The following is an 18,759-nucleotide window of genomic DNA, read 5'->3' as shown; positions in this document are numbered from 1 at the left end:
TCTCGGCAAGGCGACGAAGGCGCTGTCGATTCTGCCATGACTGCGCAGGTGTGCGCCATGTGCAGGAAAAGGCGCTATGTAATGTTGGGGCGTGCCGTGACACCGAAGGTTGACGCCGCACAAACTTGCGTCAAGAATCGAGCGCCGGGTGCGCTCCACAATCCGGCTGGGCGGCCTCCAGCGCTTTTCGACTCGTCGCGGACGACTTCATGACCCTTCGCTTCTGTTCCTCGTTGCGCCGCTTGCTGACAGCGGGACTGCCGGCCGCCGCGCTGACGGTGGCGCTTTCCGTCGCCGGTGCGGTGTCGTTCGGCGAACGATGCATGGCAGCCGGGCAGGCCGATGCGAGGGCAGGCACGGACGCCGCCGCATCCGCGCCGAGCGCGCCGCAGGTCGGCGAATCGAATGAGCCGCACAAGCGGACGGCTGCATCCAATGCACCGGACTCGGCCGACGCGACGGCGAGGCCACGCAACGACAGGGCGTCGCCGCCCGCGATTCCGGTGCCGCCAGAAACCACCAGCACGACCACGCATTCGCTGCGCATGAACGGTCGCAAGCTCGACTACACGGCGAGCGCCGGCAATCTGTTGCTGCACGACATGAACGGCGCGCCCAACGCGAGCGTGTTCTATGTCGCGTACACGGTGCCCACCAAAGCGCCGGCCACGCGTCCCATCACGTTTCTGTTCAACGGCGGCCCAGGCGCCGGCAGCGTATTCTTGATGATGGGCTCGGTCGGCCCGAAGCGCGTGCGCACCGCGAGCCCCGCGAGCACGCCGCCCGCGCCGTACACGCTCGAAGACAACCCCGACAGCCTGCTCGACACGACCGACCTCGTGTTCATCGATGCGGTCGGCGCGGGCCTGTCGAGACCGGTCGGGCATGGCACGGGCAAGGACTTCTGGGGCGTCGATCAGGACGTCGGTGCGTTTGCGCAATTCATCGACCGCTATCTGACGGTGAATCAGCGCTGGAATTCGCCGAAGTACCTGTTCGGCGAATCGTATGGCACCGCGCGCGCCGCGATGCTCGCTTATCAGTTGGGGCAGCACAATATCGCGCTGAACGGCGTGATCCTGCTGTCGTCGGTGCTCAATTCGGCGGCGTTCGCGCCCGGCACCGATTTCAAGAGCGAGAGTTATCTGCCGAGCTTCGCTGCGATCGCGTGGTATCACGACAAGGTCACGCCGAAGCCCGCGAGCTTGCCGGCCTTTGTCGACGAAGCGCGCGCGTTCGCACGCGGGCCCTATGCGCAGGCGCTCGATCAGGGCGATGCGCTGCCCGACGATCAGCGCGACGCGATCGCCGCGCGCGTCGCGTACTACACCGGTCTCGACGTGGGCTTCGTGAAGCGCAACCGTCTGCGTCTTTATCCGTCGCGTTTTCGAAACGAGTTGCTGCGCAACGAGTCGCGCAGCGTAGGGCGCTACGATGCGCGTGTCGAAGGCCTGAATTACGACGATGCGGCGGAAGATCCCGATTTCGATGCGTCGGTGAACAGCGTATCGAATGCGTTCAATGCGGCGCTTCATCAGCATCTGTCGGAAGACCTGCACTACGCGCCGACCGACCGTTACCTGGTGTTCAGCGACGATGCGTTGAGGCAGTGGGACTGGAAACATCGCGAATGGTGGGGCGAACGGCTGGAGCTGCCGTACGCGGGCGGCGATCTGGCCGAAGCGATGCGGCAGAATCCGCAGTTGCGGGTGCTGTCGCTGAACGGCTACTTCGATCTCGCCACGCCGTTCTACGCGACCGAATATGCGCTCGCGCATCTTGGCCTCGATCGGTCGCTGCGCGAGAACGTGCGCATCGCCTACTATCCGACCGGCCACATGGTGTATCTCGACGATGCCGCGCTGCACGCGATGAAGCGTGATCTCGTGAGCTTTTATACGGCTCAGCCGCATTGAGATCGGCGAATCGGCGCACGATGTCGAACGGTATAATTCCACGCACCGTGCAGTAGCCGCGCGCCTCGTCAACCGCGCTTCATCGTTTGCCGCTTATGCCATTCAGCCCAATTCCGTCCTTCGCGCGCAAGCGCATTTCCGACGTGGTGTCCGACCAGATCAAGCAACTGATCTCGGAGGGCACGCTGATGCCCGGTGACCGGCTGCCGGCCGAGCGCGATCTCGCGGCACAGCTCGGCGTGTCGCGGCCGTCGTTGCGCGAGGCGCTGATCCGGCTGGAGGCGGACGGTTACATCGAAACCTCGGGCCGCGGCGGTTTCACGGTGGTCGACGTGACCGCGCCGATCATCTCGAAGCCGCTTGCCGAACTGCTGCTGCAGAATCCGCGTACCAGTGCCGATATTCTGGAGCTGCGCCAGGGGCTCGAAGCAATTTCGACGGTCTATGCGGCGCAGCGCGCGACCGCCACCGACCTGAAGAAAATTCGCGCGGCGTTCGAGGCGTTGAAGGCTGCGTCGTTGTCGCGCGATCGCGCGAGTCTCGCCGAACTCGATGCCGCGTTTCATCTCGCGATCGCCGACTCCACGCACAACGTCGCGCTGGCGCATGTGATGCACGGCATTCACACGCTGATTCGCGAGGGCATGCGCCAGTATCATCGCTTGATCGATTACGACGATGCGATGGAAAAGCAGTTGATGAGCCAGCACCAGGCGATTTACGACGCGGTCGTCGCACGCGATGCGCCTAAAGCACGCAAGGCCGCCGAGCGGCATCTGGCCTTCGTGCGCGAGATTTACAAGGACGATGCGACGAAGCCGTCGGCTGCCGTGATTTCCTGACTTGCCCGGCACGCGAAACATCTGGCGACGGAGCGTAGCTGAGTCAGTCGGCGACAAACACCTGTTCGCCTCGCCCCAATGGCACGACGACGGGTCGCTGCACCGCGGTCTCGATATCGATGTGCCGCCCCTCGCGCGAAGAGCGTTCGAAGGCATCCAGCACCTCCAGCACATGTAACGCCAGTTCGCCGCTCGCGCGATGCGGCCGATCCCGACGCAATGCCACCGCCATGTCCAGCACGCCCACGGCGCGGTAGTTGGCCACGCGCGCACCACTTCTCAACGTGAAGTTGTCGACGCCAAAGGCGTGATGCTGTGTGTCGAGCGGCCTGAAGCCGCTATCACGTTCAGCCACGCGCGGACTTCCGCCAAAGAAATTCGGGTCGACGCCCAACAGCGTGCCTTCGGTGCCGTAGATCTCGATGGGCGCACGCTGGTGAGCCCACACGTCCCACGAGGCACTCATCGACACGTTGGCGCCGCTTGCAAATTGCAGGATGCCGTTGACCGTAGTGGGCACCTCGACCTCGATGACCTGGCCGCGGAGCGGCTCACTGGAGATGATGCGCTGTGGAAAACCGATGGTCGCGCAAGCGGACACGCGTGCCACCGGTCCCAGCAGGTTGACCAGCTGGGTCACGTAATACGGGCCCATGTCGTGAATGGGTCCGCCGCCCGGCTTGAAAAAAAACTCTGGATTGGGGTGCCAGGATTCCATGCCGCGGGACAATACCGCCACGGCTCCGCCTATCGCACGCCCAATGCGGCCGGCATCGAGCGCCGCGCGGCAGGCCTGATGGGCCGCGCCGAAGAAGGTGTCGGGTGCGCAGCCCACACGCAATCCCGACGCCTCGGCTCGCGCCAGCATTGCGCGTGCGGACGCGAAGTCGGTAGCCAAAGGCTTTTCGAGGTAGACGTGCTTGCCGGCCTCCAGAATCTGCAGGCTTACCGGCACATGCGCGTGCGGCACCGTCAGGTTGATGACGATTTCGATGTCGGGGTCGGCCAGCAGCGCGTCCACCGACATCGCCGCAACGCCGTGCTGCGCGGCCTTGGCCTGGGCGGCCTCCGGACGCAAGTCGGCGCAAGCCTTGACGCGGGCGAACTCCGAATTCGCCGCACCGGTGAAATAGGCATCGCTGATGTTGCCGCAACCGATGATGCCGATCAGGACAGGTTTCATGGATCAGGCTCCGAGCTGGTGCAGATAGGCAAAGGCATTGCGGGCGAAGCGTTCGCCGTCGCTGGGATTGTCGTGCTCGGCGGCGAGAAAACGCGCCCCCGCTTCGCGGCAGGCCGCGGACAGCGTGGGCCAATCCATGACGCCGTGACCCACGTCGGCCCAGCCGTCCTCGTCGAGTTTTTCACCCGCCGGCGCGAGGTCTTTCGCATGCGCCGAGACCACGCGGCCCGTATAACGACGCAGCCATGGCAGCGGATCGGCGCCGCCGCGCACCAGCCAGGCGACATCCACTTGCCAGCCGAGCGGGCTTGCTCCGGCGGACTCGAACAGCAGTTCCAGCGCCGTTGCGCCGTTCTCTTTCGCCCTGAGTTCCCAATCATGGTTGTGGTAGGCGAGACCGATGCCCTGATCGGCGAGCCGATGAGCGAAGTCGCCCAATTCGCTGCCGAGCGCCCGCCAATATGCGGCGTCACTGTCGCGCTCGGCTGGCGGCACAGCGGGCATGACCAACTGGGTGAAACCGATGGTCTCGCACGCCGCGACTACTTTTTGCAAACGCTCACGCAGCATGGCCATGCTGAGGTGGCTGGACGAGGCGCTCAGGCCGCGCGCCTGAAGCTTGTTTCGGGTGTCGGCCGCATCTTCGAGCAAGGACCCGATCAGCTCCACCTGGCGAAATCCGGCTTGGGCTGCAATGTCGAGCTGCCGGTCGAGATCGCCCGCATTACGCAGGCTGTAAATCTGGATGGAAATGGGCAAGGCTTGATTCATGGTTGTCAGTCCAAAGAGTCAAGGGGATGCGGCACGATGGCAGCTTGCTGGGATGGCGAGCAGCGACTGCTGCAAAGCGGGGTGCAGGTCAGCAGGGTAAGCGCTTTCCCGTTTGCCTGGAACATGGGCTTTACCCTATGCGACGGGGATCGCTCCCGGCAGGAATACGGGCCAAGGCATCTCGAGATGCGGAACGTATAAAGCTGGCGGTTGCTACAACGTCATGGCCCGCGGCAAGCCACGTCTCGATCTCCGCGCAGGTTCGACGCTAAATGGCGCATCGTAGGAAAAACTTTTCCCTCTGGTGATACTATTGTTACCTCCGGCTAACAGCGGGCCCGCCGCTGCCCGAACCAACCGATGCGAAGCAAACCCTCTATCGAAGCCGTCGCCCGCGAGGCTGGCGTATCTATTGCCACAGTGTCGCGCGTGCTCAATGGCACGAAGCCCGTGTCGGCGGCCACGCGTGAGCGGGTCGAGGCGGCGGTAAGCGCACTGGACTACCGCGTCAATCCGTTCGGCCGCAGCCTGAGTACCGGGCAGAGTCGCATTCTGCTGATGCTGATGCCGGACTTCGCGAACCCCTATTACGCCGAGATCGTGCGCGGGGCCGCCGCGGTCAGTCGCCAGGCCGGTTACACGCTGCTTCCGGCGGACCTGGAAGCGTGGACTGGCACAGCGGACGCATCCCTGCCGACGCTGCTCGGCAGCCTGAGCGACGGCGTCATCAACCTCGTGCCGATGACCGAGCAGGCAGCCCGGCGCGAGGCGGCGAACGGCAAGCCGTGGGTCAATTGCTCGGAGTTCATGCCCGGTAGTGACGTGCCTTATGTCAGCATCGACCATCGCCAGGCCGCTACGGATGCGGTGCAGTACCTGATCAACAAGGGCCACCGGCGCATCGGCTTCATCACCAGCGATGAGCGCTTCCTGTATGCGCGTCAGCGACGCGAGGGCTACGACGCAGCACTACTGCGCGCCGGCCTGGCGCCTGCGCCCGAGCTTGTCTGCGTCACTGGCGATAACAGCTACGCCGCCGGAAGCCAGGCGGCGGCAAGTCTGCTGGCGGTGGTGGACCCGCCGAGCGCCGTGTTCGCCGTGTCGGACACGTTGGCGATCGGCGCGATCAAGTGCTTTAGCAAGGCCGGCCGGCGGGTGCCACACGACGTGGCCGTAATGGGCTTCGACGATGTGCCCATCGCCGACATCTTCGAGCCGGGGCTGACGACCGTGGCCCAGCCGATGGTCGAACTGGGCGCCGCGGCCGCCGAAATGCTGCTGGCGCTGCTGCACGGGCAACGCCCCGCGCCGCGCATTCTGCAACATCGGCTGGTGCTGCGGGAGTCGGTTTGAGCGGTCGTGCCCCGGCTGCCACACTTGCCCGTTGACACGTTCGATAGTCCACTGGCCGCGCACGCTGAGTCGCCCGCTCACACCCGATGTCGAGCCCGGATCGACCGATCCCGGCCCGTCATTGGCCTCGTTGAGCCCGATGTGCTGCCAGATGATCTGCGCCCGGGGTTCCAGCCGCCCGAATAGACGTTCAGATTCACCGAGCCGGTGTGGCTCAACGCATAGGCAGTGGCAGTTGTTCTGGCGTCTCAATGGGAGCGTCCGAATTGACACCGCTTAGGGACTTTTTTATAGTCTTGGTCAGACCAACATGACCAAAGCGGGCAGACGGGCCGCATCGGTCGGTAGACATCATCCCCGCCGCATTTCCTGAAGGCCCTATGAAAGTCGCGCTGTTTATCCCGTGCTTTATCGACGCGTTCTATCCCGAGGTCGGTATCGCGACGCTCGAACTGCTCGAACGCTTCGGCATCGAGGTCGACTATCCGCAACAGCAGACCTGCTGCGGCCAGCCGATGGCCAACAGCGGCGCGCATGCAGACGCCGCCGCCACCGAGCGACTATTCGCGCGCAACTTCGCGGGCTACGACTACATCGTCGGGCCGTCCGCGAGTTGCATTCATCACGTGCGCGAGCATCTGACCGCGCTCGAGCAGACTGATGAAGTGAAGAAAGTGCGCGCAAGCGCTTACGAGTTGGTCGAGTTTCTGCACGACGTGATCGGCGCGCGCGAATTTCCGTGGGCCGAGTTTCCGCATCGCGTCGGTCTGCACACCAGTTGCAGCGCGCTGCGTCATCTGAAGCAGGCGTCGGCGTCGGAAATCGCCGGCACGCCGTTTTCGAAGCCGCGCACGTTGCTCGAAGGCGTGAAGGGCATCGAGTTCGTCAAGCCGGCGAGGCCCGACGAATGCTGCGGTTTTGGCGGCACGTTCTCGGTCACCGAAGAAGCGGTGTCGGTGCGCATGGGGCAGGACAAGGTGCGCGACCATCTGAACGCGGGCGCCGAGTACATCGTTTCGGGCGACATGTCGTGCCTGATGCATCAGCAGGGTTGCGCTGAACGCATGAAGGCCGACGCGCGCTTTATTCATATCGCGCAGGTTCTCAATGGAGCACGCGCATGAGCGGCGACCATCACCGCATCGATCACGCCAAAGCCGCGGGTTCTTTTATCGGCAAAGCCGAGCATGTCGCGTTTCACGACAAGCGTCTGTGGGACCTGCGCGAGAAGCGCGACGCGCAGGCGCATGGCATTGCCGAATGGGAAACGTTGCGCGCGCTGGCGTCGGGCATCAAGGAACACACGCTGTCGAATCTGGCCGACTACCTGGAGCAGTTCGCGGCGGCGGCCGAGTCCAATGGCGTGGTCGTGCATTGGGCGGCGAACGCGGAAGAGCACAACGCGATCGTCCACCAGCTGATGTCCGAGCGCGGCATGACGACGCTCGTCAAGAGCAAGTCGATGCTGACCGACGAATGCAAGATGCGCGAGTATCTCGAACCGCGCGGCATTACCGTGATGGAGACGGACCTCGGCGAGCGCATCCAGCAGCTCGATCATCAGGACCCGAGTCATATGGTCGTGCCGGCCGTCCATAAGCTGCGCGCGGACGTGGCCGAGCTGTTCGGCCGCACCATCGGTACCGATCCGAAGAATAGCGACATCCACTATCTGGCAGAAAGCCAGCGCATGAATACGCGGCCGTATTTCGTGCGCGAGAAAACGGCTGGCATGACAGGCTGCAATTTCGCGGTGGCGGAAACAGGCACGGTCGTCGTCTGCACGAACGAAGGCAATGCCGATCTTTCGGCGAACGTGCCGCCGTTGCATATCGCATCGATCGGAATCGAGAAGCTGATACCGAAAGTGTCGGACCTGGGCGTATTCGTGCGCATGCTGTCGCGCAGTGCATTGGGTTCGCCGATCACGCAGTACACGTCGCATTTTCGTGCGCCGCGGCCGGGCACCGAGATGCATTTCATCCTCGTCGATCATGGCCGCTCCGAGCGGCTCGCGATGGAGGACTTCTGGTTCTCGCTGAAATGCATACGCTGCGGCGCGTGCATGAATACGTGTCCGGTCTATCGGCGCAGCGGCGGCCTGTCGTATGGCGGCACCTATTCGGGGCCGATCGGCGCGATCATCAATCCGACTTTCGATCTGAAACGCTATAGCGCGTTGCCGTTCGCATCGACGCTCAACGGCAGTTGCACGAACGTGTGTCCGGTGAAGATCAACATTCACGAGCAGATCTACAAATGGCGCGCGGTGATCGCCGAGCAACACGAAGTGCCGTTCGTGAAGCAGGAAGTGCTGAAGATGGCGGGGCGTCTGCTATCGAGTCCGACCTTGTATCGCGCGACGGTGGCGTCGATGGGCAGCGCGTTGCGGCGGCTGCCGAATTTCGTGCTGTACAACCCTCTGAATATCTGGGGCCGGCAGCGCGAATTGCCGGAAGCGCCGAAGATGACTTTTCATGCCTGGTACAAAAAAAATCGCGGAGGCGGCGATGACAACGCGTGAGGCTTTTCTCGCCAAAGTACGCGCCGCACAACCGGCCGCGCGGCCGCGTCCCGACGTGCCGCTGTTCGATGCGGTTGGCGGCGATCTGCGGGCGCGTTTCACGACGGCGCTGCAAACGATGGGCGGCACTTGCGCCGAAGCAGCGAGCGCGAGCGGCGTCAGCGATCTGATTCGCGAGCGCTTTGGCGCGGCGGCATCGATCGCATCGGCGAGCGCGGAAGTGCCGGGCACGCGCGCGATCGGCGCCGATACGGACCCCGCGTCGCTGCAGGACGTCGACGTCGGAGTGGTGCGGGCGCGCTTTGGCGTCGCCGAAACCGGCTCCGTGTGGTTTAGCGAGCGCGAATATGTGGTCAATGCATTGGGCTACATCGTCCAGCATCTGGTCGTGTTGCTCGATCCGGCGCAATTGCTCGATGGACTGCAAGATGTCTATCGCCGCGACGATTTCCGCAGCGCGCGCTATGCGGCGCTGGTTACCGGCCCTTCAGCCACCGCCGACATCGAGGGCGTGCTGATTCGCGGCGCGCAGGGCGTGCGTTCGCTGACGGTCGTGTGGCTCGCGAGCTGATGCGTGGCGGTTGCCGCGCCGGACTTTGCTATCATCACTGTATAAACATACAGGTCCTGCACAAAGTCCGTGGCAACCGATTCTCGCTCAGAGCTCCGCTCTGAAGCTCCTTACTACCTGCTGAATTTCGAGCGCGCGCTTGCGTGGCTCGCCGCGCGTTACGACGACCTGCTCGACGACGAAGAGCATGCTTTTCTAGACACTTTCGCGACATTGCCGCAGGCCTCGCGTGCGTTGCTGGTGCGCATGCTCATGCGCAACGGCACGCTGTTTCGCGCGAGCCGCCTCGTTTATGACGAAATCGGCTGCCCGTTGCAGGCGGCGCTGCCGATGACGTCGCATCGCTGGATCGACACCGAGCCGGCTCTGTCACTCGACGATCTGTTTGCCCTCAGCACGCGTGCGCAATTGCTGGAGATGTTCGCAGACGCGATCGCGCGAATTCCCGGCGCGAAGGCATTGCGCAAACCGGATCTGCTCGAAACGCTGCGCGCGTTTTACCAAACTGAAAGCGGCGACGCGCAAGCATGCACATCCCGTCCGCTCGCCGCCTGGCACGGCGCTACTACGGACCGCGTGCTGCACGTCGCGATCGCGCCGCTGTGCGATCGCTTGCGGCTAATGTTCTTCGGCAATCTGCATCAGGACTGGTCGGAGTTCGTGCTCGCCGATCTTGGCGTGTTCCAGTACGAGAAGGTCGCGTTCGGGCCGTCGTCGCGGGCGTTCCAGCAACGCGCGGACATCGACGTTTATCTCGCGCTGCACGCGTGCCGCGAAGCGCTCGAGTGGCTACCTGTCGACAGCGACGCCACCGCGCTTGAAGAACTGATCACGACCGTCCGCTCGATCGACACCTCGAATCCTTGGCTCGAAACGCGTCGCGCGAAACTGCTGTTCCGGATCGGCCAGGATTGCGAGCGGCGCGAGCAGTGGGACACCGCACTCGAGGTGTACGACGGCTGCGCGTGGCCCGGTGCGCGTCATCGACGCATGCGCGTGTTCGAGCGCAGCGAGCGTTACGGCGAAGCGCTCGCGCTTGCCTCGCAGGCCGATGCCGCGCCCGAGAGCGAAGAAGAAGCGCAGCGGGTCGCCCGGATGTTGCCGCGCTTGCGGCGCAAATGCGGCGTGCCCGTACCGCGCGCTGCTGCGGCGCGGCCTGTGGAGCGCGCCACGCTGGTGCTGCCGAAGCCTGACACGCCGGTGCCCGTCGAATACGTGGTGCGCGATCATCTGTGCAGCGACGCCGCGCCGGTGCACTACGTCGAGAACGCGCTGATCAACTCGCTGTTCGGCCTGCTGTGCTGGGAGCCGGTTTTCGCGGCGCTGCCCGGCGCGTTTTTTCATCCGTTCCAGCGCGAACCTGCCGATCTGCACGCGCCGGATTTTCACGCGCGTCGCGCCACCCAGTTCGCCGCGTGCTTCGCGCAGCTCGATAGCGGCGTCTACCGCGCCACGATTTTGCGGCATCTGCATCAGAAGACCGGTATGCAGTCGCCGTTCGTATTCTGGGGACTGTTGACGCCCGAACTCGTCGCGCTTGCGCTCGACTGTCTGCCCGCCGCGCATCTGAAGCTGTGGTTCGAGCGCTTGCTGCGCGACATTCGCGGCAATCGTTCCGGCTTACCCGACCTGATCCGCTTCTGGCCGGCCGAGCGTCGCTATGAATTGATCGAGGTGAAAGGCCCGGGCGATCGCCTGCAGGACAACCAGATCCGCTGGCTCGCGTACTGCGCGCAGCACGGCATGCCGGTGCGCGTCGTCGACGTGCGCTGGGCCGGGCAAGAGGCGCAGAGCGAAGCAGACGCCGCACCGCGAGCCGAAGCGGAGCGCGTCGTATGAGTTACGTGGTGGCCGTCCGCGCGATGTGCGAATTCACCGCGCGGCGCGGCGATCTCGATCTGCGCTTCACGCCTGCGCCGACTTCGCTCGAAGGCATCGCCGGTCATCAGATGGTCGCGGGCCGTCGCGCGAGTGGCTATGAAACCGAACTGACGCTGACGGGTACGCATCGCAGTCTGACCGTGCGTGGCCGCGCGGACGGCTACGATCCAATCGCGAACCGGCTCGAAGAAGTGAAGACCTATCGCGGCGATCTCGCACGCATGCCCGCGAATCATCGCGTGCTGCACTGGGCACAGGCGCTCGTCTATGGGCATCTGCTGTGCCAGTCGCGCGGGCTCGCCGAGCTGACGGTCGCGCTCGTGTACTTCGATATCGGCAGTCAGAAGGAAACCGTGCTGACCCAGCAGCACAGCGCGCGCGAGCTCGAAATTTTCTTCGTCGAACAGTGCGAACGATTTCTCGATTGGGCCGTGCAGGAAGACGCACATCGCGTCGCGCGCAATGCGGCGCTAGTCAACTTGCAGTTTCCGTATGGGCAGTTTCGCCGCGGGCAGCGCGAACTCGCGGTGGCCGTGTATCGCGCCGCGCGCGACGGCAAGCCGTTGATGGCGCAGGCGCCGACCGGCATCGGCAAAACGCTGGCGACGATTTTTCCGTTGCTTAAAGCCTGCGGCGAAGACCGTCTCGATCGCATGTTCTTTCTGACCGCGAAGACGCCGGGCCGCGCGCTTGCGCTCGATGCAATCGACTCGCTGCACCAGAGCGCGGCGCTGCCACTCAGAACGCTCGAACTCGTCGCGCGCGACAAAGCCTGCGAGCATCCGGACAAAGCCTGCAACGGCGAGTCCTGTCCGCTCGCGCGCGGCTTTTACGATCGTCTCGATGCGGCGCGCTCCGCCGCGCTGGCGACGCCACGGCTCGATCGCGCGGCGGTACGCGAGGCCGCGCTCGCGCACGAGGTCTGTCCGTACTATCTGGCGCAGGAGCTCGCGCGCTGGGCCGATGTGATCGTCGGCGATTACAACTACTACTACGACGCGAGCGCGATGCTGCATGCGCTCACGCAAATCAACCAATGGCGCGTCGGCGTGCTGGTCGACGAAGCGCATAACCTGCTCGAACGTGCGCGGCGCATGTATACCGCGTCGCTCGACCAAAGTGCGTTCCGGCTCGCGCGCAAGAGTGCGCCGGCGGCGCTGAAGAAGCCGCTCGAACGCTTGCAGCGCGAGTGGAATGCGGTGAAACGCGCGCAGACGGCCAGCTACCAGGTGTATGCGGCGATACCCGGCAAATTGCTGTCCGCCGCGCAGAATCTGATTGGCGCAGTGACCGATCAGCTCGCCGACGCGCCGTTGTCGATCGACGAACACGCGCTGCGCTTTTTCTTCGACGCGATGCACTTCGTCGCGCTCGCCGAGCAGTTCGGCGAGCACTCGATGTTCGACGTGACGGTGAGCGCCGACCGTTTCGCGCCGCGCGACAAAACCAGTGCGACGCTATGCGTGCGCAACGTGATCCCCGCGCCGTTTCTCGCGCCACGCTATGCGGCCGCGCGTACCACGGTGATGTTCTCCGGCACGCTGAATCCGCAGCATTTCTATCGCGACACGCTTGGGCTCGCCGACGACACGCAATGGCTCGACGTCGAAGGACCGTTTCGCGCGGAGCAGTTGCAGGTGCACGTGGCCGCTCATGTGTCGACGCGCTGGCGTGACCGCGAGCGTTCGCTCGCGCCGATCGTCGAGCTGATCGCGAAGCAGTACGACGCGCAGCCCGGCAACTATCTCGGGTTCCTGAGCAGTTTCGACTATCTGCAACGCGTGGTCGCGCTGCTGCGCGAGCGGCACCCCGGCTTGCCCGTGTGGGCGCAGGAGCCCGGCATGGACGAAGCCGCGCGCGATGCGTTTCTCGCGCGCTTCAGGACGATGAATCAAGGGATCGGCTTCGCGGTGCTCGGCGGCGCGTTTTCGGAAGGTGTCGATCTGACCGGACAGCAACTGATCGGCGCGTTCGTCGCGACGCTCGGTCTGCCGCAGGTCAACGACGTCAACGAGCAGATGCGCCGCGCGCTCGATGCGCGCTTCGGCAACGGCTATGACTACATGTACCTGTATCCGGGATTGCAGAAGGTCGTGCAGGCGGCGGGTCGCGTGATCCGCACCGAAGACGATCGCGGCGTCGTGCATCTGATCGACGACCGCTTTCGCCGGCCCGAAGTGCGGCGTCTGTTGCCGCGCTGGTGGCAGGTTCGCTAGCGCCGAGCCTCGCCAGCGAACCTTTACGCGTGCGACGCGCGACGCGTCACGTCACGCGTGCGGCGAGGTCGAGCCCGGATTGGCGGGCGTACCGGGGCCGCCGGCCGGGCTCGGATCGACGGGGATCTGATCGTCGAGCGGCGCGTCGCCCTTGTGCGGAGTGTGGTCGCCGCCATCCGGCTGTCCAGCGTGGTGGATGCGCGGCACGCCCGCGTCGACCTTGGCCTTGCTCGCCGGGTCCCACGTGAGCAGCTGACGCTGCGGATTAGCGATCTCGATGCCGAGCTCGCTGAAGCGTTCGAGGATGCGCCGGTTGAACTCGCGTTGCACGCCCCAGCGCGACGTATCGCGGCATTGCATCTGGCCGGCCAGCGTGATCGCCGAACCGTCGACCGCATCGACGCCCCAGAACGAGAAGTCCGCCAGGATGCCGTCCTTGAACTTGTCATCCTCGCGCAGCGATGTGCCGATTTCCTTCAGCGTGTCGATCGCGCGCTCGACGTCCTGGCCGAACACGATATTCACGCGCACCGCCGCGTTGCCGATGCCGCGATTCGTGTTGTTCACGGTCGACACCGAACTGAACGGCACCGTAAACAGCGAGCCGTCGCTGCCGCGCAGACGCACGGTGCGAATCGACAGATATTCGACGGTGCCCGACACGCCCGCGAGCGTGACCCAGTCGCCGACCTGCATCGCGTTTTCCATCAGCAGGAAGATACCGGTGATGAAGTCCTGCACCAGCTTCTGCGAGCCGAAGCCGAGCGCGACGCCGAAGATGCTCGCGCCCGCGAGCAGCGGTCCGATGTTCACGCCGAGCTCGCTCAACCCCGTCAGCACGACGACGAGCGCGATCACGCAGAACAGCGCGCTGCGCAGCATCGGCATCAGCGTGCGCAGGCGCGCGGCGCGCACCAGATCGCCGCTGCTGGTCCAGTCGTCGAGGCGGCGTTCGGCCGACACGTTGACCACTTCCCACACCACCAGCGCGATGATCGCGGCCACGGCGATCGTCGCGAGCGCCGAGGCGAGCCGGTGCCCGATCGTGCCGCTGCGGAACAGATCGACGACGTCGACGCCCCACGCCTGCAACAGCACGAACGCGGTGACGATGCCGATGATCCAGCTGATCACGCGCCGCAGCGCCGGATAGTAGCGGTACGCGTGCTGATGCACGAGCGAGCGCGACGCCTCGTCCTGCACGTGGAAGATGCGCGCGAGCGCACCGAAGATCACGATCGACACGAGCCGTGCGCCGATCAGTATCGCGAGCGTCATACCGCCGATATTCACTAGCGCGTGATAGCCGTTCTGTACGTCGAAGGCCCATACGAACCACAGGCCCATCACGATGACCACGGCGACCCAGGCCCACGCGTCCGCGAGCGCGTTGCCGAACATCTGCAACGACTCGTGCGCGGAGAAGCGATTGCGGATCCGGTTGGCGACCGGCTTCGCACAGCGCAGCACGAGGATCGAGATCATCACGTGACCGACCAGCGCGACCACTTTCAGCAGCGCGAGATGCGCGGCGTCGTTCATGCCGAGCGCCTGCGCGACTTCGGCTAGCGCGACGCCGGCGCCGACCACGCTGACGATCCGCACGATCCAGCCGAGGATGAACGCGGCCCACGCGTCGCCCATGCGCAGCAGCCGCAGACGCGGCGCGCTCGGCTGCAGAAAGAACGCGCCGACGATCACGACGCAGCGGCACGCCACGTAAACGTCGATCAGCGAATCGAGCGCGCGGTCCTGCGGCGTGCCGTTGTCGGTGACGATCGAAATCACCGCGCTCGCCGCGGCGACGAACACGGCAAGCGGGATCAGGCGAACCAGCGTAATAAGCAACGCGCGCGGCAGACGTTGCAGCAGAGTCCAGTGGTGCGTCGCGTTGCGCTTGCCTTCGGCTTCGATCGCGCGGCCTTTCCCGGATGGCGTCGCGTACGGCGCGGCGGGGCCAGTCGCGACGGCTTGCGCCTCAGCCTCGAGCACCGGCGGCACCGACGACCTCGCGGGCAGCGGCGGCGTGCTGGTAGGCGCATGACCGGTCCGCGCGGCGCCTGCGGCAGGCGTGGACGGCGGCGCGGTGTCGTTGTCGTCCTGCTGCGCGGCTTCGCGGCGCGCAGCAATCGCCCGGTAGACGCGCCGCAGCAGCCGGCGCGTCAGCCATTCGAGCAACAATGCGGGAATCAGCGCGGCCAGCAGCGACGACAGCACCTTGAGCAGCACCACGCGCGCGTGCGGGTTGGCGAACTGCCAGTTCCACCATGCGCGCACCGACGCGACATCGAGCAGCGCGGCGATCGAGCCGCGCAGCGAGGTCGCGAGATAGTTGGCGTAATGTGCGCCTTGGCGCGCGATCTGCGACGCGAGGCCATTGCTCTTGAACGCGGCCGGTACGAGCGAGGCTGCTCCGCTTGCGGCGGCCGGCGCTGACGCAGCCGCCGGCGCGGAAGCGGGCGGCGCGCTCAACGCGCCGGCCGCGGCGATCGCCTGCAGCGTATCGGCGACTTGCGCGCGGCGTTTGGGGTCGTTCAGGACGGTGAGCGCGTCGCGGGCCTGCTGAGGTGTCAGCGTGACGGCGGCGGAAGCGGACGAGGGATGGGCAGGCTCAGGCGCGGCGGCGAACACGGGCGCCGCGCCGGAGACCAGAAAAATGAAAAAGCAGATACGCAGAAATTTTTGCATAGGGTGTAAAGCGGGATGAAGCAAGGGCGGAAGATTGTGCCGGAACGTAGGTTTGTTTCAGCGGGGCGACCCCGGGACGGACACCGGCCCGGGGGCTGAAGTTCCTGCGGCGGAGGCCCGCCGGACGGGCCAAAGGGCCGCGACGGCGGCGCTCGCCGGGCGGGGCGTTGAGCCGATAGGATAGCCGATGATGGCCGGCAGGCCTCGCGAAGTCAGCAGGAAGCCTGCCCGGAAAGCCCCTCGGGCGGCGCTGCGCAGGGGAAGGAGGCCGCTTGCCGGGTGGCAATGCCGGCGGTGGCGCGTGAGCGCGCGGGATCACTACGTTACGTGCAAGCAGAGCGCTCGTGAGTCGGGATCGATCAATCGCCGTCACCGTGCGCTGCTAAGCGTTCACTGCGAAAACGCTTGAATCCGCGCTTATGCCACCGACGAGGTCTGGCGCTCGGCTTCGTCGCCGGCATCGGGACCGCTGCTCGCGCCGCGTCCGGCCGGCTCCTGATGCAGCCGGTTCGCGTGCATCAGCCGGTACAGCGTCGCGCGCGATATGCCGAGTTCGGCGGCCGCATCGGACAGCTTGTAGCCGTGTCGCAGCAGCGCGTTCTCGATCGCATCCTTTTCGGCCTTGCTGCGGATTTCCGCGAGCGTGACGGCCGGGCCATTGTCGGCCTCGGGCAGGCCGAGGTCGCTCGCGGTGATGAAGCGGCCCTCGCTCATCACGACCGCGCGACGCACGCAGTTGATCAGCTCGCGCACGTTGCCGGGCCACGGATAGTTCGACATCGCGACGATCGCGTCGCTCGACAGCCCGCGCAGCTTGCGCGCGCCGTCCTGCTTGTACATGCTGAGCGCGTAATTGGCGAGCAGCTTGATGTCGCCGCCGCGCTCGCGCAATGGCGGCTCGACGAGGCGCAGCACGCACAGCCGGTGATAGAGGTCGGAGCGGAAGCGCCCGTCTTCGACGGCGCGCTCCAGGTCGACGTGGGTCGCCGAGATGACGCGCACGTCGACGCTGATCGGACCGTTGCCACCAAGCCGCTCGATCGTGCCTTCCTGCAGGAAGCGCAGCAGCACCGCCTGGCACTCGTGCGGCATGTCGCCGATTTCATCGAGAAACAGCGTGCCTTCATGCGCGCTCTCGATGCGGCCGATTTTGCGTTGCAGCGCGCCGGTAAACGCGCCGCGCTCGTGGCCGAACAGTTCGGCTTGCAACAGGCTCGGCGGAATCGCCGCGCAATTGATCGCGACGAAGGTGCGGCCCGCGCGCGGCGAGCGGTCATGAATAGCACGAGCGGTCAGCTCCTTGCCGGTGCCCGATTCACCCGCGATGAAGACGGGCGCGTCGGTTACGCCGCATTTGTCGATGCGCCGGTAGAGCTGTTGCATCGGCTCGCATTGGCCGACCATGCCGTGACGGCCGACCGACGGCTCCGGCGCGACGCGAGGCTGACGCAGGCTCGACAGCCCATGAGCGTGGCCGAGCGCGAACACGAGCCGCTCGTTGAGCCACGGCTGCGTGACGAAGTCGAAGCAGTAATCGAGGATGAAACGGCTGACCAGTTCGTTGTCGGCCTGGCCCGGCACGATCTGCGCGACCCAGTTGGTCTCGACGCGGCGCATGCACAGCGCGAACGCGGACAGCTGCTGGGACGTGCAATCTTCGGGCAACTGAACGAGACCGACCTTGATATTGCCGCGTTCGATCATGCGTTCCGCGACGGCCGTGCTTTTTGCGTGCACGGCTTGCCATCCCGACGCGGCCAGAAACTCGACGAGTTTCTGGTCGGGTGCGTTTGCCACGTACAGAACCGTGCGTTCGGTGTCGGCCGGCGTGCAAGTCGTAGTCATGGTTCCCCCCGTTCGATCCTCGGACTGCTGTGCGGCGTTGTGAGATTCAGGCGGCCAGTTACTGCACTCCGGCTGCGACGCATTCACGGCAGCAGCGATCACGAACAAGGGACACTGCAAGCGCGGCGCGAACCGGAACGCGCTGCATGGCGGACCCATTCATGCAATGGCGGCGACCTTGTCGTTCATTGCTGAAACTGCCCGGCGACTTTATCCCCGAATCGTGAAAACCACTTGAACCGTGGCTTGCCTCGTTGACCTGATACAAGCGCTCTGATTGGCGCATGGCCTAACGATAAGCGAAAGCGCCTGAAAGCGCCAGATAAAGAAACAGGGATCGGGAATGCGTGTTGGTTTTCCGATTAACACGGATCACTAATGAATAAGCGGTCAAGGCCGGATATGCGAGGAATCGCACATTGCATAGCAATTGCCCTGGTATTAAGGCGTGACTAAGACCGACGAGCCGCGAGCAGCCATGTTTCACACTTGCGACAAATCGGACAGCACGAGTCGAGTGTGCTTTGCGGCGCCGGGCGGGGTGCTTCTCCAACCGGAGGAAGCGGCGAAGTCGCGTGTGGCCGGCCCTGCGGCCAGCCAGCAGGCCGGCGGGATGAAGCGGAGGGCGCGCTTTGCGGCCAGCGCGCGGCGAATTGGCGTGTCAGAAACGAATCAATGCGCACCACGCCCCAAATCGGGGAGGCTCGCCTCGCGTTCGAAAGCAAACCGATTTCACCGCAGCGTAAAGCTTTGAGGGGGGCCTTACCGATTGCTACGCGGGTTGGCATAAGCGTTGCAATAACGTCTGCACAGAAAAATGTTTTGCTGCCAGGTCGACGGTACGGGGAAAACCGGATTAAAAAAGACCGGCGGTAAAAAGCTCACTCGCAGGCACGGTCGGGGAGGCCATCAGGTGTTTGCGGGAGCGCGGCGGGGCCTTATTAAATGCGTGAGAAAAACGGTTGAATG

At 64.9% G+C, this 18,759-nt stretch carries 12 protein-coding genes; 8 read left to right on the top strand and 4 right to left on the bottom strand.

The annotated features are described in order from the left end of the window. Positions 1 to 209: 209 nt before the first annotated feature. A complete protein-coding gene (locus BC1002_RS20080) occupies positions 210 to 1,916 on the top strand; it encodes a S10 family peptidase (protein ID WP_013091819.1) in 1,707 nt (568 codons plus the stop codon). Between the two features lie 95 nt (positions 1,917 to 2,011). Further along, positions 2,012 to 2,758, top strand: coding sequence for a FadR/GntR family transcriptional regulator (locus tag BC1002_RS20075; protein ID WP_013091818.1), 747 nt, complete (start codon positions 2,012 to 2,014; stop codon positions 2,756 to 2,758). A gap of 43 nt (positions 2,759 to 2,801) precedes the next feature. On the opposite strand, the gene BC1002_RS20070 is transcribed toward BC1002_RS20075, so the two are convergent. Both BC1002_RS20070 and BC1002_RS20065 read right to left on the bottom strand, forming a co-directional pair. Beyond that, entirely contained in the window at positions 2,802 to 3,941 is a 1,140-nt protein-coding gene (locus tag BC1002_RS20070) for a Gfo/Idh/MocA family protein (protein ID WP_013091817.1), read from the bottom strand. Positions 3,942 to 3,944: 3 nt separating this feature from the next. After that, positions 3,945 to 4,712, bottom strand: a complete 768-nt coding sequence (locus BC1002_RS20065) for a sugar phosphate isomerase/epimerase family protein (protein WP_013091816.1) — start codon at positions 4,710 to 4,712, stop codon at positions 3,945 to 3,947. Positions 4,713 to 5,072: 360 nt separating this feature from the next. Here BC1002_RS20065 and BC1002_RS20060 point away from each other — a divergent pair, with 360 nt between their 5' ends. From BC1002_RS20060 to BC1002_RS20035, 6 genes are all read left to right on the top strand, one after another. Then, the gene (locus BC1002_RS20060; RefSeq protein ID WP_013091815.1) at positions 5,073 to 6,065 is read left to right on the top strand and encodes a LacI family DNA-binding transcriptional regulator; all 993 of its coding nucleotides are present in this window, start codon (positions 5,073 to 5,075) and stop codon (positions 6,063 to 6,065) included. 380 nt (positions 6,066 to 6,445) lie between these two features. Continuing rightward, positions 6,446 to 7,189 (top strand): (Fe-S)-binding protein, encoded by a 744-nt coding sequence (locus BC1002_RS20055; protein WP_013091814.1) that lies wholly within the window; start codon positions 6,446 to 6,448, stop codon positions 7,187 to 7,189. Then, positions 7,186 to 8,589: a lactate utilization protein B gene (locus BC1002_RS20050; protein ID WP_013091813.1), complete on the top strand. Its 1,404-nt coding sequence runs from the start codon at positions 7,186 to 7,188 to the stop codon at positions 8,587 to 8,589. The genes BC1002_RS20055 and BC1002_RS20050 overlap by 4 nt, the downstream gene beginning before the upstream one ends. After that, the gene (locus BC1002_RS20045) at positions 8,576 to 9,160 is read left to right on the top strand and encodes a LutC/YkgG family protein (RefSeq protein WP_013091812.1); all 585 of its coding nucleotides are present in this window, start codon (positions 8,576 to 8,578) and stop codon (positions 9,158 to 9,160) included. The genes BC1002_RS20050 and BC1002_RS20045 overlap by 14 nt, the downstream gene beginning before the upstream one ends. Before the next feature lie 69 nt (positions 9,161 to 9,229). Continuing rightward, positions 9,230 to 10,999, top strand: a complete 1,770-nt coding sequence (locus tag BC1002_RS20040; protein ID WP_013091811.1) for a VRR-NUC domain-containing protein — start codon at positions 9,230 to 9,232, stop codon at positions 10,997 to 10,999. Then, a complete protein-coding gene (locus BC1002_RS20035; RefSeq protein ID WP_013091810.1) occupies positions 10,996 to 13,257 on the top strand; it encodes an ATP-dependent DNA helicase in 2,262 nt (753 codons plus the stop codon). Before BC1002_RS20040 ends, BC1002_RS20035 begins: the two co-directional genes overlap by 4 nt. Positions 13,258 to 13,308: 51 nt before the next feature. On the opposite strand, the gene BC1002_RS20030 is transcribed toward BC1002_RS20035, so the two are convergent. Together BC1002_RS20030 and BC1002_RS20025 are read right to left on the bottom strand one after the other, a co-directional pair. Then, on the bottom strand, positions 13,309 to 15,945 hold the full coding sequence (locus BC1002_RS20030; protein WP_013091809.1) for a mechanosensitive ion channel domain-containing protein: 2,637 nt from the start codon (positions 15,943 to 15,945) through the stop codon (positions 13,309 to 13,311). Between the two features lie 417 nt (positions 15,946 to 16,362). After that, positions 16,363 to 17,790: a sigma-54-dependent transcriptional regulator gene (locus BC1002_RS20025; RefSeq protein ID WP_013091808.1), complete on the bottom strand. Its 1,428-nt coding sequence runs from the start codon at positions 17,788 to 17,790 to the stop codon at positions 16,363 to 16,365. Positions 17,791 to 18,759 lie beyond the last annotated feature (969 nt).

The organism is Paraburkholderia atlantica, from assembly GCF_000092885.1.
GTDB lineage: Bacteria > Pseudomonadota > Gammaproteobacteria > Burkholderiales > Burkholderiaceae > Paraburkholderia > Paraburkholderia atlantica.
The sequence above is the reverse complement of the archived record's forward strand: the minus strand, read 5'-3'. Positions and strand labels throughout refer to the sequence as shown.